The organism is Candidatus Accumulibacter phosphatis (assembly GCF_000024165.1).
GTDB lineage: Bacteria > Pseudomonadota > Gammaproteobacteria > Burkholderiales > Rhodocyclaceae > Accumulibacter > Accumulibacter phosphatis.
Genome location: NC_013194.1, coordinates 493,474 through 518,094, shown reverse-complemented (window position 1 = coordinate 518,094; position 24,621 = coordinate 493,474). Strand labels below are relative to the sequence as shown.

22 protein-coding genes are annotated in these 24,621 nt (G+C 67.3%); 20 read left to right on the top strand and 2 right to left on the bottom strand.

The features are described 5' to 3' along the window. Positions 1 to 42: 42 nt before the first annotated feature. The 20 genes from CAP2UW1_RS02230 to CAP2UW1_RS02135 all read left to right on the top strand — a co-directional run bounded on the left by CAP2UW1_RS02230 (position 43) and on the right by CAP2UW1_RS02135 (position 22,534). The gene (locus CAP2UW1_RS02230; protein ID WP_012807242.1) at positions 43 to 252 is read left to right on the top strand and encodes a hypothetical protein; all 210 of its coding nucleotides are present in this window, start codon (positions 43 to 45) and stop codon (positions 250 to 252) included. Positions 253 to 363: 111 nt separating this feature from the next. After that, positions 364 to 1,368: a type II secretion system protein gene (locus tag CAP2UW1_RS02225; RefSeq protein WP_199931551.1), complete on the top strand. Its 1,005-nt coding sequence runs from the start codon at positions 364 to 366 to the stop codon at positions 1,366 to 1,368. A 118-nt stretch (positions 1,369 to 1,486) separates the two neighbouring features. Further along, positions 1,487 to 2,407: a type IV pilin protein gene (locus CAP2UW1_RS23455; protein ID WP_012807240.1), complete on the top strand. Its 921-nt coding sequence runs from the start codon at positions 1,487 to 1,489 to the stop codon at positions 2,405 to 2,407. 17 nt (positions 2,408 to 2,424) lie between these two features. Next, complete coding sequence (locus CAP2UW1_RS02215) at positions 2,425 to 2,952, top strand: hypothetical protein (protein WP_012807239.1); 528 nt, start codon at positions 2,425 to 2,427, stop codon at positions 2,950 to 2,952. Between the two features lie 8 nt (positions 2,953 to 2,960). Then, positions 2,961 to 4,043, top strand: a complete 1,083-nt coding sequence (locus tag CAP2UW1_RS02210; RefSeq protein ID WP_012807238.1) for a prepilin-type N-terminal cleavage/methylation domain-containing protein — start codon at positions 2,961 to 2,963, stop codon at positions 4,041 to 4,043. Next, positions 4,040 to 5,944, top strand: coding sequence for a hypothetical protein (locus CAP2UW1_RS02205; RefSeq protein WP_012807237.1), 1,905 nt, complete (start codon positions 4,040 to 4,042; stop codon positions 5,942 to 5,944). The genes CAP2UW1_RS02210 and CAP2UW1_RS02205 overlap by 4 nt, the downstream gene beginning before the upstream one ends. Before the next feature lie 7 nt (positions 5,945 to 5,951). Further along, positions 5,952 to 6,677, top strand: coding sequence for a hypothetical protein (locus CAP2UW1_RS02200; RefSeq protein ID WP_012807236.1), 726 nt, complete (start codon positions 5,952 to 5,954; stop codon positions 6,675 to 6,677). Between the two features lie 3 nt (positions 6,678 to 6,680). Then, on the top strand, positions 6,681 to 7,787 hold the full coding sequence (locus CAP2UW1_RS02195) for a type IV pilus twitching motility protein PilT (protein ID WP_012807235.1): 1,107 nt from the start codon (positions 6,681 to 6,683) through the stop codon (positions 7,785 to 7,787). Then, a complete protein-coding gene (locus tag CAP2UW1_RS02190; protein ID WP_012807234.1) occupies positions 7,784 to 9,391 on the top strand; it encodes a GspE/PulE family protein in 1,608 nt (535 codons plus the stop codon). Before CAP2UW1_RS02195 ends, CAP2UW1_RS02190 begins: the two co-directional genes overlap by 4 nt. A 10-nt stretch (positions 9,392 to 9,401) precedes the next feature. After that, complete coding sequence (locus CAP2UW1_RS02185) at positions 9,402 to 10,634, top strand: type II secretion system F family protein (protein WP_012807233.1); 1,233 nt, start codon at positions 9,402 to 9,404, stop codon at positions 10,632 to 10,634. A 28-nt stretch (positions 10,635 to 10,662) separates the two neighbouring features. Next, positions 10,663 to 11,106 (top strand): CopD family protein, encoded by a 444-nt coding sequence (locus CAP2UW1_RS02180; protein WP_041568048.1) that lies wholly within the window; start codon positions 10,663 to 10,665, stop codon positions 11,104 to 11,106. Further along, on the top strand, positions 11,103 to 11,699 hold the full coding sequence (locus CAP2UW1_RS02175; protein WP_012807231.1) for a hypothetical protein: 597 nt from the start codon (positions 11,103 to 11,105) through the stop codon (positions 11,697 to 11,699). The genes CAP2UW1_RS02180 and CAP2UW1_RS02175 overlap by 4 nt, the downstream gene beginning before the upstream one ends. Then, the gene (locus CAP2UW1_RS02170; RefSeq protein ID WP_012807230.1) at positions 11,696 to 14,008 is read left to right on the top strand and encodes a DUF3438 family protein; all 2,313 of its coding nucleotides are present in this window, start codon (positions 11,696 to 11,698) and stop codon (positions 14,006 to 14,008) included. The genes CAP2UW1_RS02175 and CAP2UW1_RS02170 overlap by 4 nt, the downstream gene beginning before the upstream one ends. After that, on the top strand, positions 14,005 to 15,105 hold the full coding sequence (locus CAP2UW1_RS02165; RefSeq protein ID WP_012807229.1) for a hypothetical protein: 1,101 nt from the start codon (positions 14,005 to 14,007) through the stop codon (positions 15,103 to 15,105). Before CAP2UW1_RS02170 ends, CAP2UW1_RS02165 begins: the two co-directional genes overlap by 4 nt. A 15-nt stretch (positions 15,106 to 15,120) precedes the next feature. Then, positions 15,121 to 16,593, top strand: coding sequence for a di-heme oxidoreductase family protein (locus CAP2UW1_RS02160; protein ID WP_012807228.1), 1,473 nt, complete (start codon positions 15,121 to 15,123; stop codon positions 16,591 to 16,593). A 135-nt stretch (positions 16,594 to 16,728) separates the two neighbouring features. Continuing rightward, entirely contained in the window at positions 16,729 to 17,655 is a 927-nt protein-coding gene (locus CAP2UW1_RS02155) for an AAA family ATPase (RefSeq protein ID WP_012807227.1), read from the top strand. Continuing rightward, positions 17,652 to 18,548 carry a DUF58 domain-containing protein gene (locus CAP2UW1_RS02150; protein WP_012807226.1) on the top strand — a complete coding sequence of 299 codons (897 nt, stop codon included), beginning with the start codon at positions 17,652 to 17,654 and terminating at the stop codon, positions 18,546 to 18,548. Before CAP2UW1_RS02155 ends, CAP2UW1_RS02150 begins: the two co-directional genes overlap by 4 nt. Further along, positions 18,545 to 20,710: a transglutaminase TgpA family protein gene (locus CAP2UW1_RS02145; protein WP_012807225.1), complete on the top strand. Its 2,166-nt coding sequence runs from the start codon at positions 18,545 to 18,547 to the stop codon at positions 20,708 to 20,710. Before CAP2UW1_RS02150 ends, CAP2UW1_RS02145 begins: the two co-directional genes overlap by 4 nt. A 66-nt stretch (positions 20,711 to 20,776) precedes the next feature. Beyond that, entirely contained in the window at positions 20,777 to 21,958 is a 1,182-nt protein-coding gene (locus tag CAP2UW1_RS02140; protein ID WP_012807224.1) for an FTR1 family iron permease, read from the top strand. 219 nt (positions 21,959 to 22,177) lie between these two features. Continuing rightward, positions 22,178 to 22,534 carry a VanZ family protein gene (locus CAP2UW1_RS02135; protein ID WP_012807223.1) on the top strand — a complete coding sequence of 119 codons (357 nt, stop codon included), beginning with the start codon at positions 22,178 to 22,180 and terminating at the stop codon, positions 22,532 to 22,534. A gap of 49 nt (positions 22,535 to 22,583) precedes the next feature. Here the strand turns inward: CAP2UW1_RS02135 and CAP2UW1_RS02130 are convergent, their stop codons facing one another. Together CAP2UW1_RS02130 and CAP2UW1_RS02125 are read right to left on the bottom strand one after the other, a co-directional pair. Further along, positions 22,584 to 23,909 (bottom strand): DUF2325 domain-containing protein, encoded by a 1,326-nt coding sequence (locus CAP2UW1_RS02130; RefSeq protein ID WP_012807222.1) that lies wholly within the window; start codon positions 23,907 to 23,909, stop codon positions 22,584 to 22,586. Between the two features lie 41 nt (positions 23,910 to 23,950). Further along, a complete protein-coding gene (locus tag CAP2UW1_RS02125; protein WP_012807221.1) occupies positions 23,951 to 24,160 on the bottom strand; it encodes a hypothetical protein in 210 nt (69 codons plus the stop codon). Between the last annotated feature and the right edge of the window lie 461 nt (positions 24,161 to 24,621).

Here is a 24,621-nt window from a genome sequence, read left to right as displayed (position 1 = left end):
TTATCATTTGCGGCAATTGTTCTACGAAAGGAAACGGCAAGCGTGGAAGCTCCTGGACGCTCCGCGGCACTGGAGGCCACCAACGCCGCCGTGCTGATCAAATTGAATGAACTGTACAAGGAAGCCATTGCGCACGACGGATTTGCCGAGATCAAGGTGGAAATCCGCATCCTGCGGCGAGGGCAGAAGGAAGTCATTCTGCATTGCGGCAAGCAGTACCGATTCGTGGTGGACTACGCGCCCGGCAACTGAGGGCGCCCAAGAAGCACAGATTCCGGCCGGGGCGAGCCTGGCGGATGGCACAAGTCACAGGCTGGCGACGCGGGGTCGCAGCGAATTCCTCCGGAACGATCCGGAATTTTCGTGAAAAACCTGGTGCAGGAGTTCCCACGGGGAGGGAATCCGAGACCATCTGCTAGGAATTTACTCATGTTGAACAAACTCATGGCCATGACCAAGGCCGAACTGAAATCCACGATCCAGGCGATCGACGCCACCGCTGTCAAGGGCCGCGCCCTGCGCCGACAACTGGCAAGCATCAAGAAAAAGGAGGGCGGCTTCACGCTGCTCGAACTGCTGGTGGTCGTCGCCATTCTCGCGGCCATCGCCGGCACCGCCACGATCATGTTGCAGGACACCGACCGCAAAGGATCTGCCGCGGCGCACGTGGCGATGATGGACGAACTGTCGAAGGGCATCCAGACCTTCCGCGTGCTGAACGGCGGCAACTACCCCGACAACTTCGATTCGCTGCTGAAAAACGCCACCAACACGCTGGCTGGCGCCACCGGCCTCGCGCCCTTGCTGAGCGCCGATCTGCTGGGCAATCTGACGCTGTCGACGATCACCGCGGCCGATGTGGCCGCGCTGAACAGCGTCGGCATCACGACGGCCCGCGTCATCGACACGACAGCAACTCCGGACGGTGGCACCGCTACCGATTGCGCCACCGGTGCGGCGATTCAGGCCTTGCTCGCCAGCAAGGTCGGCAACACCACCCCGCAGAATATCTTCCGTCCGGTGGCGGCCAATGGTTGCGGGTTTGCTGCCAATGCCACGCTCACCGCCGGCGATGTTGCCTACGTATGGGCCAGCGCCGGGAATCTGCGGGTCAACGCCGGGGCTGCCGACAAGCTCGTCGCGTTCGGCGTCGGTCCGGACTCGACTCTGTTCAATCCGTCAACCATCGGTGCGCTGTCGAATACGCCGGTCTATCGGCACGTGGCGAACACCGAGTACAACCGCTTCATCGTGCTCTGGAACGTTTCCACCACCGGTGGCCAGGCTACTTTCCAGGCCATCGTCGACGGCGCTGGCGACACCAAGGACGAAGAACTGGGTGAAGTCGACAACGTTCGCCGCACTTAATCAGGTCTGACCTGAGTTTGACCGGGGCGGGTGACCGACCCCGTTCGCTCCACTCGGAGGGCGTCGAGCACACGCCGGCGCCCTCCCTCTCTCCTGGATCACGAACCGAGAATTTTCCATGGCGCTGTCCAAGGCAGGTGATCTGCGCGACTGTGGCTTCACGCTGATCGAGTTACTGGTTGTTTGCGGCATCCTGGCCGCGCTGTCCTATACCGCCTGGGGTACCTACATCGGCATTCAGGAAGGCGCCGAGGATGAGATCGCGCGCGCCGAAATGCAGCGGCTGGCCGATGGCCTGAGACGCTTCAAGGCCGATACCGGCTACTACCCCGGGCAAGGGCCGTTCGTGCTGTCCTCCCCCGGCACACTCGAAACTGCCGTTTCCGCTACCCGCATCGACTGCACGCCGGTCGGCGGCATCCTGCGCACCTGGGCGGCGCCGAATCTCGATGCCGACAGGGACGCCTGGTTCGCCTCGCCGGTCAATCTGGCCCTGCTGCTCGAAGCGCCGGCGCTGTGCGGCAATCACCCACTGGCCCATCTCAACCGCTGGAGCCCGGACGCCCGGCGTGGCTGGCATGGCCCTTATCTGGACAGCAAGTCGCGCTTGTGGGTAGACCACGGCGCGGATTTCAACGCCAGCACGGTGGTCTTCACGGCCCCGGACGGCACCGGCAGCCCGCTGGCCGGGGCCAAGCTGCTCGACATCCCGGCCTTCGGCGTCGGTCCTCGTTACCGTGCTGCCGGACCAAGCTGGAGCACGTGCAGCAGCCAGGCGGCAATCACCGGCAACTGCATGCTCGGCTGGCGCGAGGTCACGCGCGAAAGCATCGGCTACGACGCCAGCCGTCACGAACTGCCGGCGCGGGCTCGCCCCTTCGCCGTTTTCGGGCTGGCCAACGGCGACCACCCCCGCATCGTCTATTGGGGCCGCGACGGCCGCTACGGTGGCCGCAACACGGCAGACCCCTGCCGTCCCAACCTGAGCCATCCGGATGACTACGGCGATGACGATCAGGTTCTCTGCCTGAACGATTGATTGGACGAGGAAGACCCGTGCAAGCATCACCTTTCCTGCAAGTCCCCGCCCGCGCGGCTGCCCGCCTGGTCGTTGGCGTACTGCTGACGAGCCTGGCGTCCGCCAGCCTTGCCGTCGACGCTTCCCCGGCTGGCCGTGCCGCGCTCACCGCGGCACCGAGCAGCGACCCTGCCGCCAGCTACAGGGACGTCGACCTGAAAAAGCTGGTTGCCGGATCACGCACGGAAGTGCCGGGCCAGCGCGTCATCTTCGCACCGTCACCCATCAAGTTCCGGGCAACTCTGGCGGCGTTGCCGGCGCCGCAAAAAGCCGATTACCTGCTGGCCGCCCTGGCCATGATGAAGATCAGCAACCCGCCCAAGGTGAGTCAGCGCATTGGCCTCGATTACGGCGGCGACAGGGCGTTGGCTGCCTACATCGACGACGCGATTGCCGACCGCCTGGCCAACGAGGCGAAACCCGGTCAGGTGCTCACCTTCTACGCCTTTCACGTCTACAACCACTCCCGCGGTCCGGCGCTGCTGGTCACTTCGTTCGCGGACTGATCCTGACAATGATGCACATCTCCGCCACGCCGGTTCGTTCCGGCGAATCCATCGAGTCTGTCAGATCCATCGGTCGCGGCTTCACGCTGATCGAATTGCTGGTGGTGGTCGCCATCCTCTCGGCAGCCTCGCTGCTGGCCTTCGGCATCGTCACGGAGGACCGGGCGCAGATACGTTACGACGACACCCGGCTGCGCCTGCAAAGCCTGCGCCGCGCCATTCTCGGCCAGCTCGGGCCGGTGAATCCGGACGTCGTTGGCGGCTTCGTCGCCGACAATGGCGACCTGCCGAGCGATCTGGCGACGCTGTTGCGGTCCGGCAGCCTGCTTGCACAAGGCGTCCAGAGCCCGCTCTTCGACCCGGTTCCGGATGCCGCCACCTGCGCCAACAATGGCGGCGAGACGCCCCTGAGCGATAGCGGCGCCGTCCTGGTCAAAGGTCACCGCGGCGACTATCTCGGTGGTCTGAGCTTGAACGGACGCTTCCGCGACGGCTGGGGCAACGAGAGCAGCGACCCGGCTACCGACGCGCTTAACTTCGGTTGGTCGCTAGAGGGCGCCAGCCCTAGTCTGACCGTGGCCAGCCTCGGCAACGACAACGCCGCTGGCGGCAGCGACTTCGCGGCCGACCGCGCCCTGCGCATCACCGCGAGCGACTGGCAGGTACCCTTGCAGGGGTGGAGCGTGCGTCTGGTCGCGCGCACCGACATCCCGGCCACCCAGCCCCTCTCGGTCAGCCTGCTGGTTTTCCGCAACACCGCCGCCGGTGGCCAATGGCGACGTTACTCGACGCCGCTCAGCAGCGTCTGCCTCGACGGCAACGGCGACGGTCTGGTCGGCGGATCGGCGTGCCCGCAGAGTTCGGTGACACTGAGCTTCACCGCCAACTGCAAGGCAGGCGACACCAGCAGCGGCGACACCTTCGTTCCGCAGGGCCGACACCTCTTGCTGGTGACTGGCCACACCGGGGCACTGTGGAGCAGCGGTGACTCGCCGTACTGGGACACGCCGATCAACACCAGGCAGTCGGTTGCGCGCATCGACGCCGTCGCCGGCATGGCGCTGCCGGAAGCTCGGCTGGAGCTGCGATGACAGGCATCTCCGAGGACCGTCGGCCTGCGGCCAGCGCTCACGCGGTGGCGGTGGCGGACGGCAAGCCGGTGCCGCGGCGATGGTTGGCGAAGGCGAAGGCTCGGGCCAGCGCAGCGAGGGCTCGCCTGGCGTCGCTGCGCGCACGTCTTGGCGCCGGCGAGCAGCCGTGGCTCCTGCTGGCCTGGGATATCGCCAGCCTGAAGGCCGCGGTTCACGTCGGTGCGGCAGGCACGAGCCGCATCGTGGCCACCGCCGAATCGAAGCAGGCCCGCTTTGCCGATGCGCTCGACGAGGTCCGCACTCTCCTCGCAGGCCAGTCGGGCGTCAGTCCGCGCCGGGTTGCGCTGGCCGCCAGGACTCTCCTGCCGGGCGTCATCGACCTGCCGGTTGCCCCGGACAAACCCCGCCCGGCAAGACAGATGCGCGAACTGCTGCAGAGCGAGCTCGAACCGATCCTGGCGGAGTTCGGCGGCCTGTGGTCGCTCGGCGCCCTGCTGGAAGCGCGCGGCCACCTCTCCCCGGTTGACCGCGAACGGGTGACGCTGGAGGAAGCCGTGCGCCGGGAGGGGCGCCGGACGCCGCTGCGCTACGGCGAGACAGCGCTCGAAATGGCGCTGATCGACCGTGCCGGCCTCGACGAGTGCCTTGAACTGCAGGGGCATCTGCAGAACCTCGACGGCGATGTCGTTGCCGGCTGGCGCGGACGCTTCGCCGCCGGCCGTCCACTGTGGCTGGGCTGCGGCGTCGCCGCCGGCAACCACCGGCACTGGCGGGAAGCGCTCGCCGAGCGCAATCTCTGCCTCACCGTCTGTCTGCCGCTGGCGTGGTTGGTGAGCGAACCCACGAGCAGCGGCGAAGACCGGCGCGACGGCGCCGTCGCCACGATCTGCCTGGAGTTGCATCGCGAAGAGGTGGTCGCGGTGCACCGCCAGGACGGCGCGGTGCTGGCGACCCGCAGCGAGGGCCGTCTCGAACGCCGTCTGCGGCCCGACTGGCTGGCACGGCTGCTGTCCGAGTGGAACAGCGAGACACGTTGCAGCCTCGAGCTGGTCTGCCTGCATGCCGACGACGAGGCGGCAGCGCAGGGTATCTGCGACGACCTGAGCCTGTGCACCGGCTATCCGGCGCGTCTGCGAACGGCTGGCGAAACCTGGCAGGGCGTCTGGTTCACGCTCGCCAGCGAAGCCGCCAGTCAGGCCTCGCGCCTGCCTCGTATCGTCGAACGCGAGCTCCGCGACTCCCTCTGGAAAAGCCATGACTTCCGCCGCCTGGCGGGCATCGGCGTGCTCGTCGCCGCACTTGGCGTCATCGAGGGCGTGCAACAGTATCGGCTCTACCGGCTGAACGCGACGGTAGCCGAGAGGAGTCGCCTGGAAAGGGAAAAGTCGCAGACCTCCCAACGGGAATCGCAGTTCACCGCGGAACTCAACGAGTTGGCCGCCAGCCTCGACGCCAGTCGAAGGCAACTCGAACCGCTGGTCAACGACCGCGAGCGTCTCACGGCCATCGTCGCCATGCGTCAGAAGCTGCCCGACCTGCTGCAGCTGCTGGCCGAAGCGGTCGGTACCGATGCGGTTCTCGACAGCCTGCGCAACAGCAAGGTCGGCAGCAACGCCACCTCGGTCCAGGTCGTCGCCTGGTCGGCCAGCTATACCGGCGCCCAGGCCTTTGTCGGTCGAATCGCCGAACGCACCCACGCACTGGGCTACGCTGTCGCGCAGACCGAGATCGTCGAACGCAAAGGGCGCAACAACAAGCTCGGCCACGAAGTGAGCTTCTGGCTGGTGCCTGCAGGCGACGATCTGGAGAGTGCCCTGCCACCGGCGCAAGCGGCCACCGGCAAGCCGCCGGCCAACCCGGCAGGCGGCATTTCCGCCGGCAGCACTGCCGTCCGTCCCTGAGCGCGCGATGCAGGAAAACCAGACCCGGAAGACGCTTCGGCTGCGCCTGCGGCATCTTCGCGCGACGCTCCGAAGACTCTCCGACAAGGACAAGAACACCTACGCAGCGGTCGCCGCGGCGCTCTGCCTGGCGCTCTACTTCGGGCTGATCTGGCCGCGCGGCCACACCCGCCTGAGCCAGCTGGCGTACGAACTGGAGAAGCAGGCGACTCGCGACAAGCTGGCCGCCAAACAGCCGGCCAGGCCGCCGGCGCCGCTGCCCAGCCTGGGAGGCAAGAATCTCGTCGAAGCCCGGCGGGAACTCAGCGAACTGCATCGGCAAGTGGACGAAACCCGCAACGAAGTGGCGCGCCTGAATGGCAGCTTCGTTCCCCTCGACGACAGTCTGGCGATGAACGCCCTGAAGACCGGCCTGACCAGTCTGGCCGAGGCCGGCGACATGGAAGTCCTGGCGCTGGAGCACGTGTACCTGCGCAACGAGGACAAGGAGCGGGCGCCGACGTCGCAGATGGTGCACGAGGCCGCACAGGGCAACCCCTTCAAGCGCCCGCTGATCGTCATGCGCGCGCGGGCCAGCTACCACGGGCTGATGCAGTTTCTCGACGGCCTGTCGCGACTGCCCTACGTGGCGGCACCGGTGAGCAGCGACATCTCGGTGCAGGTCGAACGCCATCCAGAAACCCGGGCACCAGTGCGGCAATGGCTGGACGTCCAGATCAGGTTTGCCGTCTGAGCCATGACGCACGCAAGCCTTTCGCCAGCGAATGCGCACGCCGCTCTTGACGCCTTGCTCGCCACCGTCGTCGACAAGCAGGCGTCGGATCTCCACCTCGCGGGCGGGCGGCCACCATATTGGCGGCTGCACGGTGCCGTGGCGCCGATGTCGGCGACGGTCTGGCCGCACGCAGCCATGCACGAACTGCTGACGGCCCTGCTGGCCGCCGGCCAGCAAAGGGATCTGGCCGACAAGGGCAGCGTCGACCTCGGCTACACGTCGCGCGCCGGCGAGCGCTTTCGCATCAACGTCTTCCGCAGTCTCGGGGAACTGGCGCTGGCGGCGCGCCACCTGCCGGCGCGCTGCGCCAGCTTCACCGAGCTGCGCCTGCCGGAAAGCCTGCGCGACCTCGCGCATCTCGCCTCCGGCCTGGTGCTGGTGACCGGGATCACCGGCAGCGGCAAGAGTACGACGCTGGCCACGCTGATCAACGAGATCAACAGCACCATGCCAGCCCACATCCTGACCATCGAGGATCCGGTGGAGTTCGTTCACCGTCCGGCGCAGGCGATCATCACTCACCGCGAACTGCATACCGATGTTCCCGACTTCGCCGGCGCCGTCCGGGCGGCGCTGCGCGAAGACCCGGACGTCATCCTGGTCGGCGAGTTGCGCGACAACGACACCATGCGCGCGGCGCTGATGGCAGCCGAGACCGGCCACCTGGTCTTGTCGACGCTGCACACAGCGGACGCGACCGGGGCGGTCGAACGCTTCGTCGGTGCCTTTCCCGGGCAGGAACAATCGGTCGTTCGCCACCGCCTGTCGCTGGTCCTCAAGGCGGTGATCGCCCAGCAACTCCTGCCGGCCGTCGGGCGCGCCGGACGCGTCGCCGCCGTCGAGGTGCTGCAGGTGACGCCGGCCGTTGCCAACCTGATTGCCTCCGGGCGTACGGCGCAGATCTATTCGGCGATCGAATCGGGTCGTGACTCGGGTATGCAGACCTTCGACCAGGCGCTGGCCGGCCTCGCCCGCGACCACCTGATCGCCGTCGATGACGGCCGTCGCCTGGCCCGCGATCCGTTGGGTTTCGATCGTCTGCTGCGTAACGGACGGGGCGCCGGATGATCGTCAACGAAGCCGCGTTGATCAACGCGGGTCTGCAGGCGGGGCTGTTCGACCGCGAACTCGTCAACCGCCTGCGCAGCCAGGCCCGGATCGCGCGCCAGTCCTTGCTCGACGCCCTGTCGCACGAATTGCGGCTGCCGCGGACGTCCTTCTACCTGGCTCTGGCCGAAGCCCACGGGCTGCCCTATGCACCGCTCGATACATGGATTCTGGACCGCGCCAGCGCCACCCGCCTGCCGGGCACGCTCATCAAACGCCACCCGATGGCGCCCATGCGCACGCCCGAGGGAACGCTCTACCTGGCGATCAGCGATCCGGCAGACCAGATCGGCGTCGATACTGCCCGCCGCATCCTCGGCGCCGGCACACCGCTGGCTGTCGCCGAACCCGAAGCGATTGCGCCCTTGCTCGCGCAGTTCGCGCCGGGCGAGGCCCGCGATACGACGGGCGACGAACCGGTAGCTCTGTTCGAACGGTTGGTGCGCGAAGCGCTGCTGCGCCGCGCCTCGGACATTCACATCGAGAGCATCAAGGAGGGCACGCGCGTACGCCTGCGGGTGGATGGCCGCATGCAGGCCTGGGGCGCCTTGCTACCGCGCCAGCTCGGCGAAGGGATGATCTCGCGCATCAAGGTGCTTGCCGGCATGGACATCGCCGAGTCGCGCGCACCGCAGGACGGCGGCCTGAACTATCCGGCGAACGACGGCAGCGACCCCATGGAAATGCGCGTCGCCTCGGTGCCGGCGAAGTTTGGCGAACGCCTGACGCTACGGGTGATGCAGAGCGATCCGGAGCGCCAGACTCTCGCTGCGCTCGGCATGCCGCCAGTCATGGTGGAACGTCTGCAGAAGGCGCTCGCCCACCCGCATGGCATCGTTCTGGTCACCGGGCCGACGGGATGCGGCAAGAGCACGACGCTGTATGCCGTGCTGCGCGAACTCGATGCCAATGCCCTCAACATCCTCACCGCCGAGGACCCGGTCGAGCAGGTCATTGCCGGCATCACACAGGTCCAGGTCAGCGGCAAGGTGGACTTTGCCGGGGCACTGCGCAGCTTCCTCCGCCACGATCCCGATGTCATCCTGGTCGGCGAGATCCGCGATTTCGCGACGGCCGATGTCGCGCTCAAGGCGGCCACCACCGGCCACATGGTGTTGTCCACACTGCACACCAACACCGCCGTCGGCGCCATCACGCGGCTGGCCGACATCGGCTGCGAGCGCTTCCTGGTCGGCGCGACGCTGCACGGCGTCATCGCCCAACGTCTGGTACGCCTGCTCTGCACGCATTGCCGCCAGGCGCGCGCGCCGACGGTGGACGAGGGGCGACTGCTCGGCGTCAGGGAACGCGACGGCTGCCACATCCACGAGCCGAATGGCTGCCCGCGCTGCCTGGGTACCGGCTATCGCGGCCGGGTCGGGCTCTTCGAAGCGCTCTGGTTGGACGGCGAACTGGCCGAACGGATCGCCAACAGCGCCGGCGAGCGCGAACTCGCACAGGCCGCCGGCGGCTACTGGCGTCTGGCTGACGATGCCCGCGACAAGGTCTTGCGCGGTGTCACCAGTCTGGCCGAAGCCCGTCCCTATCTGCATCCCGGCCTCTGAAAGCGAACGCATGGCGACCTTCAGCTACATCGGCCTGAACCCCCAGGGCAAGGAGTTGCGCGGTCAGATCGAAGCCGGCGATCTGGCGCAGGCACGCCGCGTCCTGCGCGACCAGGGGCTGCGCGTTCTCGAACTGTTCGCCGGCACAAGCGGCGGCCGATCGCCGCGGGAACGGCTGTGCGAGCTTTGGCGCCTGTTGCGAAGCGGGCTATCGGTGCGCAATTCCGACCTGATGTTGTTCTACCGCCAGATGCAGTTGATGCTGCGTGCAGGCCACACGATTCTCGAAGCACTCGAAGCGGCGGGGCGCCTGTCGGCGCGGCCCCGTCTAAGCTCGCTCCTCGACCGCTGTGCGCAGCGGATCAGCGCCGGAAGCAGTTTCTCGGCCGCCCTGGCCAGAGAGTCATCGACCTTTCCGCGCCTTGCCGTCAAGCTCGCCGAGGCCGGCGAGGCGAGCGGTGAACTGGATGCGGTCTTCGAGCGCCTGGCCGTCTTGACCGAGAAGCGGGCCGACGTGCGCCGGCAGATGATGACAGCGCTGACTTACCCGGCGATCGTCACGCTGGTGTCGATCGGCGTGATCAGCTTTCTCGTCGGCTCGGTGGTGCCGCGCTTTGCGGTCTTCCTGCAGGCGCGCGGCAAGGCGGTACCGTGGGCGGCGAGAACGATGATGGAGATGGCCGACTGGCTTGGGCGCTGGGGCTTCACGCTGGTGATGGCGCTGCTCGGGCTGGTCGTCGGCTTCATCGCCCTGCGCCGACTGCCGGCGGCGCGGCTGCTTGTCGACCGCCTGATGCTCAGCCTGCCGGTACTCGGCGGCACGCTGATGGCTGCCAGCCTGGCGCAGGTCGCCTGGACCTTCGGCTTGCTGCTCAAGAGCCGACTCACGGTTCTCGAGGCGCTGCGCTCGGTGGCACAGGTCGCCGGCAACGCTGCGCTCACGCGCGCCCTGCAACTGGCGGCCGAGCAAGTGCTCGAAGGGCGCGCGCTGACCGTGGCGCTGGCGCGCGCGCCGATACCGCCACTGCTGCAGCACATGGCGGCGATCGGCGAGCGTAGCGGCGAGATGGAAGCCGTCATGGAAGCGCTCGGCAACCACTACCAGAAGGATCTCGATGCTCGCGTCAAGCTTCTCTCGTCGCTGATCGAACCCCTGTTGACGCTGCTCATCGGGGGCATCGTCGGCTTTGTCTACTACGCCTTTTTCCAGGCGGTCCTTGCCGTTTCGACCGGCGGCGGCTGAGCCGGGAATGGGCATGCACGGATTCATCATGCACAAGTATGTTCTCCTGCTTCATGTTCTGGCCGCGACCGTGTGGACCGGTGGCCACCTTGTCCTCGCTCTTGCGGTGCTGCCGCGCGTACTACGCGAGCGCTCGCCCGCCGATCTGCTTCGCTTCGAGTCCGCGTATGAAAAAGTGGGAATGCCGGCACTCGTAGTCCAGGTCCTCAGCGGCGTGTGGCTGGCGTGGAATCTCGTACCGGACCCCGGCGCGTGGTTTGCTGCCGACAACTTCGTCACCCGTCTCATCGGCTTGAAGCTGGGCTTGCTGGCGGCAACGCTTGCCCTGGCGACGGACGCCAGGCTGCGAATAATCCCGCAGCTATCGACCGACAATCTCGATGCCATGGCACGCCGTATTCGGCTGGTGACGGCCTTGTCGGTGCTTTTCGTCGTCGCCGGCGTGACTTTCCGCACCGGCGCCTGGGCATGAAACCCGCCGAGCCACTCGGCCAGGTCGGTGCGCTGCTGCTGCTGACGCTGAGCGCGCTCGCGCCGGCAGCGCATGCCCAGAATCGGGCGCTCGACCTGGCCCACGACAAGACGACCGACCTGCACCCGACCTTGCGTGCGGGTCTCGGCACACTGGGCCGCTACGCCGACACCGTCACCCGGCAGACCAAGGCGGTTGCCGGCAGCCACCAGGGCGAAGCGCCGTCGTCGGAGCGCGCTGGCCAGGTGCTGCCGCCCGCACCGGCACCGGCAGGCCGTCGTGGCGAGCCTGGCAACGACCCGTTCGAGGTCTCTCCGCAACTGCGCGAAGGCCGTAGCACCAACCGCTTCACCGGCCTGCCGGGTGCGAGCATCCTCGAACTGCAAAAACAGGTGCAGTTGCGGGCGCTGATCATCACGCCGCAAGGACGGGCCGTTCAGCTTTTCGTGAGGGGCGCGGAGACGATCACCGTGATGGACAAGGAACTGATCGATCTCGGCAGCCTCGGCACCTTCCTCGTGCACATCGAACGCGACGGGGTCACGCTCTACAACCCGAGCCTGCCGCAAGGGAAGAAGGTGGTCCTGCGATGAAGCAAGGCTTTCGTGCGGCCCCTTTCGCCGCCCTTTTCGCCGCCCTCGCCGCCGCCCAGCCACTGGCGTTCGCCCAGACGGCGGGAGCGAGCACCGGGACGCTGCCGACGCGCACCGCAAACCCGGCAGCCGTGCGGCCATCGCCCTTGCCCACCGGCATTCTCGGCGACATTCAGTTGACCCAGGTACGGCTTGCCGACGCCGCACGCATGCTGTCGCAGGTTGGCAAGACCAATGTGGTGGTCACCGGCAAGGTTGCCGAGCAGATCGTCTCGCTCTACCTGCGCGACACAACTGTCGAGAACATGGTACGCAACCTGTGCCGAGCGGCTGGCGTCTGGTATCGCTTCGACGCCACCTCGAAGACCTATGTCGTGATGAGCGGCGACGAGTACCAGAAGGACCTGGCGATCGTCCGCGACGAACAGACCGCGGTCTTCTCTCTCCGCCATCACAACGTCGTGGCGACCGCCAACGCGCTCAAGGCGCTGTTCGGCAACCGTGTTTTCCTGTCGCTGCCGATCGAGGAGATGCCCCCGACATCCCTGGGGAGCGGCACGCGCACCAGCAACAATACGGGCAACCGCGGGACGCCGACGACCCGTGGCGCCGGCAACCGTGCGAACACCGGCAACAATGGCGATACCGGCAGCACCTTTTTTGGCGGCGCCTCCTTCGATCAGGGCCCATCTGCCGGTAGTGCCGGCCCACTTGGCAGCTCCCGCGGGACAGCGGCTGGTGCGGCCGGCTCGGCAGCGAACTACGATCCAGCGTCCGATCTCGGCCGCATGAGCCAGGACCGCCTGGGCGGCCAGCTGCGTCTTGATGCCAACGGCCAACCCCTGCTCGGCATGGCCGAAATCCAGGACATGGCGGGTCGCCAGGGTCCGCCGGTGTATATCACCTACAACAGGCTGAACAATCTGCTCCTGGTGCGCACCGGCGACGAGCAGGCCCTGAGGCAGATTGCCGAACTGGTCGGCCAGATGGACAAGCAACCCAGGCAGGTCCTGCTCGAAATGAAGATTCTCGAGGTCAGGCTGGACAACGGTTTCCGCTCGGTGTTCGACATCGGCTTTGCCGGCACCAGCAAGAGCACGGGACCGCTGCCGGTCGGCGTGCTGCCGACGACGGTGCCGGACCAGTACGCGCGCAACGCAGGCACCACCGGCATGTTCGACATCGAGCAGGACGCGACCATGCTCTGGCAGTACATGAGCAAGTCGCTGAGCCTGCGCTTCCAGTTGCTGGCGCAGGAAAACAAGCTGAAGGTCCTCTCTTCGCCGATGCTGGTGGCTGCCAACAACCACCCTGCGCGGCTTTTCATCGGCGACGAGCGCGTGTTGACGGTCGGTGCGTCGTCGCAAAGCATCACCGGTACCACGGGTGCGACGAACACCCAGATCACCGTCGAAACCGAACGTCGGGATGTCGGACAGACGCTGTCGATCCTGCCGCGCATCAACGGTGACCGTTCGGTGACCTTGACCATCGACCAGGACAGTTCGACCGTCAGGCTCCGCGACGGCACCATCCCGATCGCTACCGGCACGGGCGGCGTGGTGTATTTCCCGATCGACACGGTGAGTACGGCAAATCTGCAGGTGACTGCGCACGCCCAGGACGGAATGACGGTAGCCATCGGCGGGATGATCCGCGACAGCCTCGAGCGCGATGAGGAGAAGGTACCGGTACTCGGCGACATCCCCGTGCTTGGCTACCTGTTCAAGCGCGATGTGCGCGCCTCGATACGCTCGCAGATCGTTCTGCTGATCACCCCGCGAGTACTGGAAAGCCCGCTCGAAGCGAACAGCGTGGCGCAGGTGAAGACGCAGGATTTCAACGCCCTGACGGCGACCATCCCAAGTACGCCGGTCATTCCGGCCCTGGTCAACAATCCGCCCGCGGTGCCTCCCTCGGCAATCGCCGGTGGCCGTGACGGCGATGTCGCGTTCGCCGGGCTGGCGCGCGCCGCTGCCGCAGCCGTGCGCCTACAGGATCCGACGGCGCCGCCCCCGGAAGGCCTGATCGCGGTTCCGTTGAACGACCATGGGCGCCTGTCGCTGGCGAACGGCATGGAAGCCAGACCGAGCGCGTCCTGGCAACGTGATGGGCTGTACGTGACCGCCCTGCAGGTGATCAGCATGAGCGCACAGCCCAGCACGCTGGCGCCGACCATGATCCCTGGCCGCTGGGCAGCGATGGTACTGGAAAGCTCCAAGCTGACGCCGGCCGGTAGCGCGGGTTCGTGGACCTGGGCCTACGCCATCTCCCGGCGGCCCTTCGAGCAGTCACTGGGGCAACCATGAAAACGCCGCACCTTGGCGCCTGGCGAGTCGTCGTCGCCCTGCTCGTCAGTCCACCGGCGCTTGCCGATTTGTTCGCCTCTGGATCGATGGTCGTATTCACGGCCGACGGTCAGCGTGAGATCGCTCTGGCGCCGGCACCCGCACCGACCCTGACGGTTTTCACCCCGGACGGTACGCGCGCCGTGACGATCGACGCCGACTGGCCGCGTATCCAGGGTAATGGCTACCTGAATCTGTCGGCCGGCTATCGCCACGACAAGCTGAGTTTCAACATCGCCGCGGATCGCCGCGGGGGCGCGACGCCGAACGTCCTTTCCGAGCTGACCTGGGAGATTCCTGCCGCGGAACTCCGCCTCGGCGGCGGCTGGACTCACGCTTCCGGCTTCACCGCCAAGGCTTACCTTGCCTACGCGCGAGCCTCTTCCGCCGGCAAGGTGCAGGATTCCGACTACGCGCTGAACGACCGTCAAGGTGAGTTCTCGCGCTCCTATGCCGACCCGCGTGACAGCCGGATGCTGGATGCCTCGTTCGGCGCCGGCTGGCGCTTTCCTGTCGGTGGACTGTCGTCGATCACGCCGATGCTCGGTATTGCCCGTCAGGAAAGTGAGCTGCGTTCGCGCCAGGGCCGACAAGTCCTTTGGGACAGCGACCAGGCCAAGCGGGTCGGCATTGCAGGTAGCGTTCCGCTCGGTGAGTTTGCTGGGCTCGACAGCAGCTACCAGCCGGTCTGGGAGAGCGTATGGGTCGGCCTGGACGGCGAATTCAGACCCTCGGAGCGCCTCTCCCTGCGCGGCGGCGTGAAACAGCACTGGTTCCGGTACCAGGCAGAAGCCGACTGGAACCTGCGCGACGATCTGTCCCACCCGGTGAGCTTCCGCCATCAGGGCGAAGGCACGGGCTGGCAGGCCGAAGTCGCCGCCGACTGGCTCGTCGTGCCCGGCCACAAGCTGACGGTGAACCTGTCCGGCGGCAAATTTACGCTCCAGGACGGCAGCGACACGACCTATTTCCGCAACGGGCGAAGCGTCGAGCTTCGCCTCAACGAGGTGATTTCCGACACCTGGTCGGCACGCCTCGGCTACCAGATCGACTACTGATGAGGAGTGCCCGAGATGAACGATGCATCCGAAAGACCCGTGCGCCACTGGCTACCCGTCGCCGTGGGAATCCTTGTCGCGGCGCTTCTCGCCCTTGGCTGGGCCGTATGGAAAACCGAGTATGCCTGGCGCGATGCTTACGGCGACGGCGACCTGAGCGAGTTGCGCGCGGCCGACCCACGGGCCCTGACGGCCGGCGACATGACCACCTTCCACAAGGGTTTCAAACCTTTCGGCCAGGCGGCGGAGAATCTGCCCTGGCAGTATGAAAAACTCTTCGACGACGGCGACGGGCTTTTCGAGCGCCCATTCCAGCCGGCCGTCAGGGAGATACGCTACAACACCCGCGATGGGCTGGGCCCGCTCTACAACGCCACGGCCTGCGGCGCCTGCCACTTCCGCGACGGCTCCGTCGAGGAGCCCTACACCAGCGGCCAGGGCATGAACGGGATCTTCCTGCGCCTGAGCGTTGCCGACGGCAAGGGCGGCTGGGCCGCCCCGGCCGGCTATCATTCCCAGTTGCGCGACAAGGCCGTGGCCGGCGTGCCGCCCGAGGGATTAGGCGTCATCGACTGGCAGGAGATGCCGGGCAGCTTTCCCGACGGCGAGGCCTACAGCCTGCGCAAGCCCAGCTTCCGGGTACTCAACCCGGGCTACGGGCGGTTGCCGGACGGCGTCATCTTCGAGGCGCGCAGTGCACCGCGTTTGCCTGGCATGGGCCTGCTCGAAGCGATCGACGAAGACACCCTGCTGGCCATCGCCAAATCCCAGGCGAACCACTCCGACGGGGTCTCCGGCCGCCCCAACTGGGTGACCGACCCGGAGACCGGCAAGCGGGTGATCGGCAAGTTCTCGCTGAAGGCCAACGTAGCGCACTTGCGCGCCCAGGCCGCGGGTGCCGCTTTCAACGACATGGGACTGACTTCGCCGCTGCATCCGCGTGAGCTGTGCCTGGCCGGGCAGAGCGCCTGCGCCGAGGCGCCGGCCGGCGGCACGCCGGAAGTTCCGGAACTTTCCGAAGAGCAGCTCCAGGCCTTGACGATCTACCTGCAACTGCTCGCCGTTCCCGCCCGCCGCAACCTCGACGACGCCGATGTGGGACTGGGCGGCAGACTGTTCGCCGAGGTGGGTTGCGGCGTCTGCCATCTCGACACCGTGCGCACCGGCAACAGCCACCCGATCAAGCGCCTGCGCGGTCAGACGATTCATCCCTACTCGGACCTGCTGCTCCACGACCTGGGCCCCGATCTCGCCGGCCGGCCGGACGGCGAGGCCAGTGCGCAGGAATGGCGGACGCCGCCGCTTTGGGGAATCGGCCTGACCAGGAAGGCAAACCACCACACCGTCTTCCTGCACGACCAGCGCGCACGCAGCCTGCAGGAGGCCATCCTCTGGCACGGCGGCGAGGCGAGCCCGGCGAAGGCCCGCTTCATGGCGCTGAACAAGGCCGGCCGCGCCGCCCTCATCAAGTTCCTCGAGTCGATCTGACCGGCTCCGGTGACCGTCTCGCGTCCCTTATCGCGTCCCTTATCGCGTCCCTTATCGAGCACCGTCGGCGGGCGCCCGCCGGCAGATCGGGCTGTCTCGTCCTGTGCCATCCACCTACCCCAGAAAGGTCCCGTCATGCCGCTCGCCAACGCTCCCACCGACTCTCCCCACCAGGCCATGGCCGCCGTCAACGCCGTGCTGCTCGGCAAGAACGATGTCGTCAGGCTGGCGATTGCCTGCCTGATCGCCGGTGGCCATCTGCTGATCGAGGATCTGCCCGGAATGGGCAAGACCATTCTGGCGCTGGCGCTGGCCAAGACGCTCGGCCTGTCGTTCCGGCGCGTGCAGTTCACCAATGACATGCTGCCCGGCGACCTCACCGGGGCGGCTATCTTCGTCAGGGAGAAAGGCGAGTTCGTCTTTCATCCCGGACCGTTATTCACGCAACTCCTGCTGGCCGACGAAATCAACCGCGCGTCGCCAAAGACGCAGTCGGCATTGCTCGAAGCGATGGAGGAACGCCAGGTGTCGAGCGACGGCATCACGCGTCCGCTGCCCGAGCCGTTCTTCGTCATCGCGACGCAAAATCCCGTTGACCAGCTATCGACCAACCCACTGCCGGAAGCGCAACTGGATCGCTTCTTGATGCGGCTCTCACTCGGCTATCCGGACGCCGCCGCCGAACTGGCGATGCTGCGCGGCGAAGACCGACGCCATCTGCTGGAACGTCAGGCGCCGGCGCTCACCATCCAGCAGTTGCTGGCCTTGCAAAAGGCGGCGCGCGCGGTCCACGCCAGCGACGCGCTGCTCGCCTATATCCGCCAGCTCGCCGAGCACACCCGGCACAGCGCCGGCCTGGCCTATGGCCTGTCGCCGCGCGCGGCGCTGGCGCTGCTGGCGGCCGGCCGCGCCTGGGCGCTCCTGGAGGGTCGCGAGCATGTGTTGCCGGCCGATATTCAGCGTGTCTTCCCGGCGGTAGCCATGCATCGCCTCGACCGCGGCGACGCGCGCGCCGCCGACACCGCTGCGGCGGCGATCCTGGAAGCGGTAGCGCTGCCATGATCGGTCGCTACGTGCGCGTTCGCTCGCTGCCACTGTTGCCGACCACGGCCGGCACGTACTGGCTGCTCGCCGTACTGGCCTTGCTGGCAACGGCGATCAACTACGCCAACAACCTGATATTCGCGCTCGCCTTCATGCTGCTTGCAGTCTGGCTGCAGGCGGCGGCAAGTTGCCGGCGCAACCTGGCGACGGTCGGCTGGCAGGTCGATCTGCCAAGGCCGGTTTTCGCCGGCGAGTCCCTGTCCATCGTGGGAGCCTTGACCGATCGCCGCGGCCACCGCCGTTACGGCATCGCCCTGAGCACCGGCAAGGCGAACAGTCTGCCGGTAGGCGTCGCTGCCGACGGCGAGGCGACGCTGTCCCTGGCCCTGCGGACCGATCGCCGCGGCGCGCTGACGATCGCCGACCTGGCCCTCGTATCCTGCCACCCCCTGGGTCTCTGGCGTGCTCGCCGCGCCTTGCCGGCGGTCGAGGCGCTGGTGTACCCGGCGCCCGGCGGGGCCTCGCCCTTGCCTGCCCGAGCCATGCGCTCGGCGCACCGCCAGACCGCCGCTGACGACTTTCAGGGCGTCCGTGCGCATGTCCCGGGGGACCCGCTACGGCGCATCAACTGGCGCGTCTTCGCGCGCAGCGGCGAAGCGGTGGTCAACGCCTTCGACGGCGGGCACGGCGGCGACGCCTTGTGGCTGGAGTGGGAGACGTGCCGTGGCGACACGGAAACCCGACTGGCACAGTTGACGCGCTGGGTACTGGAGGCCGAGCGTAGCGGCCGCGAATACGGACTCCGCCTGTTCGGCAAAGTTCTGCCACCCGCCCGCGGCCACTTGCAGCGCGAGAAGTGCCTGACCAGCCTGGCGCTGTGCGAGGTCGATTCGCAGGTCGGCCGGCGATGAGTTCCCCGTCTTCCTTGAACGACGCCCGGTGGTCTGCGGCACACCCGGACGGCAAGCCCCCGACGCCCGGCGCCAGCGGCCTGACTGCCCCGGCTGCCTGGCCTCTGGCGCTGACCGCGCTCGCCCTCCTGGCGCACGCGCCGATGCTGCCGCTGCCAGCCTGGCTACCGCTCGGGCTGGCGTTGGCCAGCCGTCGCCTGCCCCGCCGACCCTGGGCCGGTGGCCTCCGCCTGGCCGGTCTGCTGGTTTGCTGTACGGTCGCCGGACAGGTCTTCGGGTGGTTGAGCAGCGATGCCTTGCGCCTTTCGCTGCTCGCCACTCTCGCCCTCAAGTGGGCCGAGAGCCGTAGCCAGCGCGAATACGCCCTCGTCGCCGCGGCGGCCTGCGTCGCCGTTGCCGTCGGCCTGCTGCACTGGAGTGGAGGCGTCGGCCTGCTGTTCGTGGTGCTGAGCGCCTGCTTGCTGGTTGCGGTCTACAGCGGCTTCAGCCCGCCCGATGGCAGCACGACGCCGCTTCACAAGGGGCTTGGGATTCTGCGGGAAGCCGCACAACGCTTGCTCGTCACCCTGCCGTTGGCGGCCGTGCTGTTCCTGTTTTTCCCCCGCATTCCCGGGCCGCTGTGGGACATCGGGATGACGTTCGGGCTACCGCTACCGGCCAGCATCGAGAAATCGAACCAGGGCCTGGGCATTTCAGGCCGTCTGAAACCGGGTCAGACCCAGACCGGAGCGAGCGACGGCCAGGCCGTGCTGGTTGCCGAGTTCAGAGACTGGGTACCACCGACCAGCCTGCTTTATTGGCGTGGGCCGGTGTTCTACGACTTCGACGGCCAGGAATGGCGACTCGACGCCGACTACACGGCCGGCAACGGCCGCCGGATCATGCAGGCGGGTTGGCGGCGCTCCGCGGATTTCCGTGCCGGTCTTCAGTCGGCTAGCCAGGAAGTCCATTACCGGATCCGCCTGACACCCCACGGCGGTCTCTGGCTCTACGGGCTGGATCTCCCGGCGCGGCTGACCACCGAGTCGTTCATTGCGGCGGACTGGCAGGTACTGGCGCACCTGCCGGTACGAGAGGAAATCAGCTATGAGCTGAGTTCGTGGCTGGAATGGACGGCCGGCGGCGAACTGCTGCCGGCGCTGCGACAACGCGCCCTCGCCCTGCCGCAGGACAGCAACCCACGCCTGCGTGCGTTCGGCGCCGCGCTGACCAGCGCCGGCGACACCGATACCGTACTGCAACAGGCACTGGCCACGCTGGCCAATGGCGGTTACCGTGTGCGCGACCGCTTCACGCCACCGACTGGTGCCGATGCGCTGGACACTTTCTGGTTCGAAACCAGGGAAGGCAACGCCGAATTCTTCGCGGCTTCCTTCGTTGTCTTGATGCGCGCGGCCGGAATCCCGGCCCGCCTGGTGACCGGCTATCGGGGTGGCAAGCTGATGGCGTTGACCGACTACGTCCTCGTCAAGCGCAGCCATGCGCATGCCTGGGTCGAGATTTGGGATCAGGGCAAGGGCTGGCGGCGCGTCGACCCGATCGACATCGTCGCCCCGGAACGTTTCGCCAGCGGCTCGACGTCAGCAAAGCCGGCGCCGCCGACCTCGCCCCGGGCGACGCCGGCCGCCGCCCCGCGATCGCCCGCCGGCTCGCCGACACCTTTGCCGAGCGGGAGCTTCGCCTCCACCGGCGTGCCACACAGCCCAGCCGACGCCGGCTGGACGCCTGCCGATCTGGCCGGCTGGTTGGGACGCTGGGCGTTTCACCTTGACGGCGAACGTCAGCAGGCGCTGCTCCCCGGCAAGGGTGGCGGCCTCGCCTGGATCTGGCTGCTGGCCATCGCCGCCGGCGGCAGTGCCGGGGTCTTCGCCGTCGGCCTGCTCTGGGGACGCTGGCGAGAACAGCGCCGTTGCCCGCTGCCCCAGCGCGCCTGGCAGCGGGCGTGCCGGCGACTGGCCAGCAAGGGCTTGTGCCGTGGGTCAGCGGAATGCCCCAGCGACTTCGCCCGCCGCGTCGCCGGCGAGCGACCGGCCTGGGCGGCAGCCATGACCCGGCTGGCCGACGCCTATGGCGCCTGGCGCTACGGGTCGACCCCGGACGCTGTCGCCGCCGACGTACCAATTGCCGCACGCCATCTGATCAACCGGATTCTCGCCGAATGAAGTGGCGGCAACACCACTGCCGCTCGATGGTGGCGCGCAGCCTGTTCAACTCCCCCCAGGACAACCATGATCCCTCGTCGACTCCTTGCCTTCCTGCTTGCCGTGCTGGCCATTCTCGGCACACCTTCCGGCGCCGCCGCGGCGATCGACGGGGCCGCCGTCGCCGCAGAAATCAGCCGCCGCGGCGATGCTGCCGTTGCCGCCTACGATCCCGCCAACCGCCTGGCGACAGCCAGCGAACTGTCCAGCCTCTACTTCGCGGTCTTCGAGGGTAGCGGTATGGAAGTCGATCTCGGCATAAGGTCGCCGAGCCTCAAGAACGAACTCGAGGTGCTCTTCGGCGTCGTCAATGGCCAGGCCATGCAGGGCGTCGCCGCGGCAGATCTGCAGTCTTCATGGCTTGCATTGCGCGACAGGCTGAACGTCGCCGCAGCCCTTTACGGCACACCCGAAACGGACGGATTCCTGCCGGCACTGCTGAAATCAGCCCTGATCCTGATCCGCGAGGGAGTGGAAGCAATGCTCGTCGTCAGCGCGCTCACCGCCTACCTGCGGCGTGCGGGAGCCGCCGACCGTGTCTGGGTCCTCTACGCCGGAGTCGGCGTGGCGATTCCGCTGTCGCTGTTGACCGGCTGGGCAATGACCAGTGCCATACGCGCGGCCGGCGCATCGCGAGCCGTTGTCGAGGGCGCGACGATGTTGCTGGCTGCCGCCGTTCTCTTCTACGTAAGCTTCTGGTTGCTCTCGAAAAGCGAGTCCCGACGCTGGCAGGCCTGGATTGCCGGCCGGGTCGACAGTGCCATCTCGCGTGGTTCGCTGATCGCCCTGGGCGGTGCCGCCTGTCTGGCGGTCTATCGCGAAGGCGCTGAAACGGTTCTCTTCTATCACGCCCTGTTGGCCAGCCACGCCGATCACGGCGGGGCCATCATTGCCGGGATCGGGTTGGCCAGCGGCTTGCTGGCACTCGTCTATCTGGTGCTGAACCGAATGGCGCTACGCCTGCCCCACGCCACCTTCTTCGCTGTTACCGCGGTCCTGGTCTATGGCATCGGCCTTGTCTTTCTTGGCCAGGGAATCATCGAACTTCAGGCCGCCGGGAGGCTGGCAACCACACCACTGCCCGGCTTCCCTCGCGTTTCCTGGCTCGGCATAGGCCCAAGCCTGCAAGGTGTGACGGCACAGGGAGGGATGATCCTGCTGCCCTGGCTGGCCTGGACGTGGCAGCGAACCCGCCGTCGGGTCTCCTGATGGCGCAAGCGACCGGAAACAGCGGAGCGATGGATGACGACCGACTGCCCCGGTTGACAACGGTACGACGGCGCTCGCCGGCCAAGGCCAACGACAGGGAGGACCTCTGTTACCATTCGCCAACGGACGCCGTGCCGGCGACGAAGGGGCGCCGCCTCGTCCCGTCCCCCGGCGGCGCTCCCGGCGCGCCACCTTTCATCGAGATTCGCTGCCTTCTTCATGACCGCAAGTTTTGTCACACGCACCCACTGGCGCTGGCTTTTCTGGCTGACGGCGCTCGCCGTGCTCGTGCTGTCGCTGCTGCCACCGAGCCCTCACCTGCCCGACACCGGTTGGGACAAGAGCAATCACCTGCTGGCCTTTGCCGTGCTCGCCGTGCTGGGGCTGCGTTCGTATCCGGGCAGCCGGGGCCCGCTGCTTGCCGGCCTCCTGGCTTACGGCGGCCTGATCGAGGGACTGCAATCGCTCACTCCCGATCGTTTTGCCGAGTGGGCAGACCTGCTGGCCGACGCGGTAGGGCTTCTTCTCGGTTGGGGCCTGGCGACCGCCTGGTCGCGCTGGCGGTCGACCGGCTGAAGACCATCGCTCGCGGCACCCCCGGCGGCGAACAGGCAGGACGCGGCGCCTACTCGGTAGCGCTTGACAGGCGGTCGACGCCGCTTTCCTCGTTCCCTGCGCCGGCGGCACCGACGACCCGGCCAAAGCTGGTGACGCCGGCGCCCCGGACGAAGACGCATGGCTTGCCCGTCCTTTTGCACTGCTCCTTCACCCGCCAATAGGCGTTGTGGCTGATACAGCCGGCCTGACAGACGACGAGGTCGGCAGCGGCAAGTGCCGCGTCGATTCGGTTGAGGTTCTCCTCCAGCCCGCCGTCGTGATGCAGGAAGCTGCCGCCGCGTTGTTCGACCATCTTGCGGTAGGCGTCGACCGACCCTGAACGACCGCCGACGCAGAGGATGCGTTTGCCGGCAAGGTCCGGCGGCGGCTCATCGAGCACGGGGCGTCCCTGACCGGCGGCGCTTGCTTCGGCGGCGAGCAGATGCTCGATGGTTTCCTCGGCATGCTGGACGAGCCGGCCGAGTCGTTCGACCTCGCCTTCCAGACCGGCAACGCTCGCCCTCAATGCCGTCGCCCGCGCCTCCGCGTCGCTGGCGCGACGGGCCAGCGACTGGCGGGCCTTGAGCTCGGGCAGGCTTTGTCGCAAGGTGTCGAACTGCCCGGTCACGGTGGCCAGCATGCCTTCCTTGCCAGCCAGGCTGGCGCGCAAGTCGGCGATCTGGCGAACGAGGATCTGCGCTTCTCGCGATCTTTCCAACCCTTGCGCTTCGGCGTCAGCGCGCGCTTCGTGCAACTGCTTGCGCAGTTCGGCGTTCTCCGCCTGCACGGCCTGCAGTGCCGCCAGATCGGCACGCGTGCCGCTGCCCACCTGATGCTGGATCATGTGGATGTCGGCATAGATCTCCTGCGCCAGCGACGCGTCACAGGCGGGATGCGTCCAACTGGCCCAGAGCGCGCCGGGAATATCGCTGCCGGTCTTGCAGGACTCGCGCCACAGGGCGCGCACACCTTCTGCGCTCCTGGCGCCCGAGAAGCGGCGGATCGCCAGAGGAAAGCGTCGCTCCAGATACTTCTGCAGCACCTCCGACAGTCGGCTACGCGTTTCGCAGGCGCCGACGGCGGTCGTATGCAACATGAAGTCCGTCGTCTCGCGCGGAAAATGCATGATCCGGGAAATCAGCGTGCGCAGTTCATTGACCTCGAAACAGACACCAACCACCGGGCAGTGGAACTTTGCCTGGAGATCCCATAGCTTCCGACGCCGCGACCCCAGGGACGCATTGTCCGCGGCCACCGGCCGAGGTGCGTGCGGCAAGCCGGCAAGGGCGTCCCGTCGGCCTTGCTCGGTGGCGATGTCGGCCGCCGCGACGCGCAGAAAAGGAACGTCGGACATGCCCGACTCGTTTCGGCAGGGGCGCGAGGCGGCCACCGCCGTCAAGCCCGCAGGGGATCGTGCTTCGGGCGGGCCGCGCTGAGGCGCCCGCTGGCGCGCTCGCATAGGTTGCGGGTATCGGCATCGAGACCCTCCATCTCGCACAGGCGATCGAGCAGACGCGCGGCATTGAGGGCGGAATGCGGGCACCCCGTCTCGTCGTGGATGAGAACGAGGCTCAGGGCCCCGGCCCAGAGATCATTGGCTGGCATGGCAACTCCCGGTTGGTTGAACGCTAGATTCCGGCCATTACTAGCCAGAGAAGCAGGCCGGCCAGGAAGGTATTGAAGAGCAGACTGCGCATCGGTCGTTCCTTCTGTCGAGAAGCGCCCCCATCATATAGGCTCTTTGCTGAATCGTAAATAGCAATCATTCGCATTCTGTTCGACACCTGACTTGCTGCCCCTGCCGCTTCGCGGCGGCGCGAACCTGCGTAGCGACGAATTCACCCGCCCCTGCTTACATGACGGAGTTGCGTGCGAAGGCATCGCCGACCGCTGAGCGCATCCTCGCAGCGCAAACACGCAGTCTGCTGTTGGCCTGGAGTCTCCCGAAAACACTGGTAATACGAATGATTCGCATGTATAGTAACAGCGCCTGGATCAGGGTTGTGGGCGAATCTGCGACTTGGGCAGCGTCCCAGCGGAGCGACACGCTCCGCGCACGCTTGTTG

Bases quoted from the DNA above. Each gene is read 5' to 3' on its own strand.
- CAP2UW1_RS02175 (WP_012807231.1), top strand. From the start codon at position 11,103: ATGAAACCCGCCGAGCCACTCGGCCAGGTCGGTGCGCTGCTGCTGCTG.
- CAP2UW1_RS02200 (WP_012807236.1), top strand. From the start codon at position 5,952: ATGCAGGAAAACCAGACCCGGAAGACGCTTCGGCTGCGCCTGCGGCAT.
- CAP2UW1_RS02195 (WP_012807235.1), top strand. From the start codon at position 6,681: ATGACGCACGCAAGCCTTTCGCCAGCGAATGCGCACGCCGCTCTTGAC.
- CAP2UW1_RS23455 (WP_012807240.1), top strand. From the start codon at position 1,487: ATGGCGCTGTCCAAGGCAGGTGATCTGCGCGACTGTGGCTTCACGCTG.
- CAP2UW1_RS02205 (WP_012807237.1), top strand. From the start codon at position 4,040: ATGACAGGCATCTCCGAGGACCGTCGGCCTGCGGCCAGCGCTCACGCG.
- CAP2UW1_RS02180 (WP_041568048.1), top strand. From the start codon at position 10,663: ATGCACAAGTATGTTCTCCTGCTTCATGTTCTGGCCGCGACCGTGTGG.
- CAP2UW1_RS02170 (WP_012807230.1), top strand. From the start codon at position 11,696: ATGAAGCAAGGCTTTCGTGCGGCCCCTTTCGCCGCCCTTTTCGCCGCC.
- CAP2UW1_RS02155 (WP_012807227.1), top strand. From the start codon at position 16,729: ATGCCGCTCGCCAACGCTCCCACCGACTCTCCCCACCAGGCCATGGCC.
- CAP2UW1_RS02150 (WP_012807226.1), top strand. From the start codon at position 17,652: ATGATCGGTCGCTACGTGCGCGTTCGCTCGCTGCCACTGTTGCCGACC.
- CAP2UW1_RS02210 (WP_012807238.1), top strand. From the start codon at position 2,961: ATGATGCACATCTCCGCCACGCCGGTTCGTTCCGGCGAATCCATCGAG.
- CAP2UW1_RS02140 (WP_012807224.1), top strand. From the start codon at position 20,777: ATGATCCCTCGTCGACTCCTTGCCTTCCTGCTTGCCGTGCTGGCCATT.
- CAP2UW1_RS02165 (WP_012807229.1), top strand. From the start codon at position 14,005: ATGAAAACGCCGCACCTTGGCGCCTGGCGAGTCGTCGTCGCCCTGCTC.
- CAP2UW1_RS02125 (WP_012807221.1), bottom strand. From the start codon at position 24,160: ATGCCAGCCAATGATCTCTGGGCCGGGGCCCTGAGCCTCGTTCTCATC.
- CAP2UW1_RS02135 (WP_012807223.1), top strand. From the start codon at position 22,178: ATGACCGCAAGTTTTGTCACACGCACCCACTGGCGCTGGCTTTTCTGG.
- CAP2UW1_RS02145 (WP_012807225.1), top strand. From the start codon at position 18,545: ATGAGTTCCCCGTCTTCCTTGAACGACGCCCGGTGGTCTGCGGCACAC.
- CAP2UW1_RS02160 (WP_012807228.1), top strand. From the start codon at position 15,121: ATGAACGATGCATCCGAAAGACCCGTGCGCCACTGGCTACCCGTCGCC.
- CAP2UW1_RS02130 (WP_012807222.1), bottom strand. From the start codon at position 23,909: ATGTCCGACGTTCCTTTTCTGCGCGTCGCGGCGGCCGACATCGCCACC.
- CAP2UW1_RS02190 (WP_012807234.1), top strand. From the start codon at position 7,784: ATGATCGTCAACGAAGCCGCGTTGATCAACGCGGGTCTGCAGGCGGGG.
- CAP2UW1_RS02185 (WP_012807233.1), top strand. From the start codon at position 9,402: ATGGCGACCTTCAGCTACATCGGCCTGAACCCCCAGGGCAAGGAGTTG.